General features: G+C 64.9%; 3 protein-coding genes. 2 read left to right on the top strand and 1 reads right to left on the bottom strand.

The window, feature by feature from the left end:
- A partial coding sequence (locus tag Q7U29_RS04330) for a pirin family protein (RefSeq protein ID WP_304738893.1) occupies positions 1-260 on the bottom strand: 260 nt, incomplete at its 3' end.
- Positions 261-415: 155 nt separating this feature from the next.
- Between Q7U29_RS04330 and Q7U29_RS04325 the strand changes: the two genes are divergently transcribed.
- Together Q7U29_RS04325 and Q7U29_RS04320 are read left to right on the top strand one after the other, a co-directional pair.
- Entirely contained in the window at positions 416-1,330 is a 915-nt protein-coding gene (locus Q7U29_RS04325; protein WP_304738889.1) for a LysR family transcriptional regulator, read from the top strand.
- Positions 1,331-1,438: 108 nt separating this feature from the next.
- On the top strand, positions 1,439-2,428 hold the full coding sequence (locus Q7U29_RS04320; RefSeq protein ID WP_304738887.1) for a tripartite tricarboxylate transporter substrate binding protein: 990 nt from the start codon (positions 1,439-1,441) through the stop codon (positions 2,426-2,428).
- The last annotated feature ends 201 nt before the right edge of the window (positions 2,429-2,629 follow it).

Raw genomic sequence — 2,629 nt, 5'->3', positions numbered from 1 at the left:
GCTTCGGTGCGGCCCTCGTTGCCGAGGCTGTCCTGATGGGTGATCGCGCCTTCGCGGACATAGGTGATGATCTCCATGTTGGCATGGGGATGCGCGGGAAAGCCGCTGTTCGGCGCGATCTCGTCGTCGTTCCACACCCGCAGTGAGCCATGGCCCATATTGTTGGGGTCATAGTGACTGCCGAACGAGAAATGATGCTTTGCCTTCAGCCAGCCATGGTCGGCGCCGCCGAGTTGTTCAAAAGGCCTGAGTTCGATCATGGGATATTCCCTTTGGTTTGAACTTTGGAAATCGCCGGCGACAAATCCGTCGTTCGGTTTCCGTTGACGCAATGGATATGCTTTCGCCGTTATGATAAAAATAGAAACTATCGAAACATATTGTTTCGAAAATAGCTCCAATAGGATGGGCGCCGATGGCAAAACTGCCGGACTTCGAAGGCCTCGCGATTTTCGCAAAAGTCGTGGAATTACGGTCGTTTGCGGCGGCTGCGACTGAGCTTTCGCTGTCCAAGGCGACGGTATCCAAGGCCGTCACCCGGCTGGAGGGGCGGCTAGGCGCCCGGCTGTTCAACCGCACCTCGCGGCGGCTCGCTCTGACCGATGCGGGGCAAAAACTGGCCGAGCGCGCCGCACGGCTGTTGGCGGACGGCGAGGCGGCAGAAAGCGAGGCGCTGGCGCAATCGGCCACGCCGCGCGGGCTGGTGCGCCTCGCGGTGCCCATGACCTTCGGGGTGCGAACCGTGGCGCCGTTGTTGCCGGAATTCCTCGAGCAATATCCCGAGGTCTCGATCGACCTGCATCTCGGCGACGCCACCGTCGATCTGATCGGCGAAGGTTTTGATGCCGGCCTGCGCATCGCGCGGCTGCCGGATTCCTCGCTGATCGCGCGCCGGCTTTGCGCGATGCCGCGCTACACCGTGGCGGCGCCGTCCTATCTCGCGCGCTGGGGACGGCCGACCCATCCGATGCATCTCGCCCAGCACAAATGTTTTGGCTACGCCTATCTCTCGACGCCCGGTGTGTGGCACTACACCAATGCATCCGGCGAACAGGCCAGCGTGCGCCCGGCGGGCCAGTTGCGCGTCAACAACGGCGAAGCGGTGATGCCGGCGCTGCTCGCGGGTCTCGGGATCGCCGACCTGCCGGACTTCATCGTCGGCGACGCCGTCGCGTCCGGCGAGGTCGAGGTGATCCTGAAAGACTGGAAGCAGCCCGAAGGCGCGGTGCATCTGGTAACACCTCCCGGCGGCCCGCGCCCCGCCCGCGTCGAAGTGCTGGCGGATTTTTTAGCCAAGCGCCTGGCCATGGGAAAGAAGCGGGCAGCGTAATTTTCGTAAGGCGAGCAAAGGCGCGAAGAGTGCGCCTCTTTGCCCACTCAACGGTTTCGGGTTACGCTGCCCCCAACAACCAAAACAAATCACCGGGGAGAACCCACCATGAACCGCCGCGAACTGTTGAAAGCCGCCGCCGTGCTGCCGCTGGCGCAGACCGCGCTGTCGAATGCCGCCTTCGCGCAAGCTGCGTGGCCGGCGCGCAACATCACCATGATCGTGCCGTTTCCCGCCGGCGGCCAGGCCGATCTCGCCGCCCGGCCGGTGGCGCTGGCGCTGGAGAAAATTCTCGGCAAACCCGTCATCGTCGACAACCGCGCCGGCGGTGGCGGCGGCTCGGTCGGCAACGCGGCGGCGGCGCGCGCCGAGCCCGACGGCTACACCTTGCTGATGACGCTGTCGTCGCTGGCGGTGTTGCCGGAGGCCGACCGGCTGTTCAACAGGCCGGTGGCCTACGAAATCTCGCAATTCGCGCCGGTCGCGCGCGTGCTCGCCGATCCCACGCTGCTCGCGGTGCCGGCGTCGGCGCCGTGGAAGACGCTGCAGGATTTCGTCGACGACGCCAAAAAGCGCCCCGGCCAGATTCCCTACGGCTCATCGGGTCCCTACGGCACGCTGCATGTGGCGATGGAAATGTTCGCGGCCTCCGCCGGCATCAAGCTGTTGCATGTGCCGTTCCGCGGTGCCGGTCCCGCGCTGACGGCGCTGCTCGGCGGCACGGTGCAGGCAATGGCGTCGGCGCCGGGCACCCTGAAGCAGCATGTCGACGACGGCAAGATGCGGGTGCTGGCGAACTGGGGCGCGAGCCGGGTCGCGAGCTTTCCCGATCTGCCGACCTTCCGGGAACTCGGCTACAAGGACGTCGAGTTCTACATCTGGGCCGGGCTGTTCGCGCCCAGCGCGCTGCCGGCGCCGGTCCTGACACGGCTGCGCGAGGCGATGGCGCAGGCGGTCAAAAGTCCGGAAGTGACGAAGACCTTCGAAAACGCCGGCAGCCCGGTCGCCTATCTGGACGCGCCGGAATTTTCAAAGTTTGTCGCCGAAGATTCCGCGCGGCTGATCGCGGCGGTGAAGAAGATCGGCAAGGTGGAGTAGGGGGCGGCTCGTCATTACGAGCGAAGCGAAGCAATCCATAGCGCAGCAAAAAGGGAACAATGGATTGCTTGTGCGCCAGGCGAAGCTGGCGTGATCCTACCGGTGAAAGTCCGGTCCGGGTAGGCCGTAGCGGGCGCCCGGTAACGAGTGTTGCGTGGTCGCCGGCGACGACGGCTGCGAAGCGTACACAGTGATCGTGTG

The organism is Bradyrhizobium sp. (assembly GCF_030654605.1).
Lineage (GTDB): Bacteria > Pseudomonadota > Alphaproteobacteria > Rhizobiales > Xanthobacteraceae > Bradyrhizobium.
This window is presented reverse-complemented; position numbering and strand designations above follow the sequence as displayed.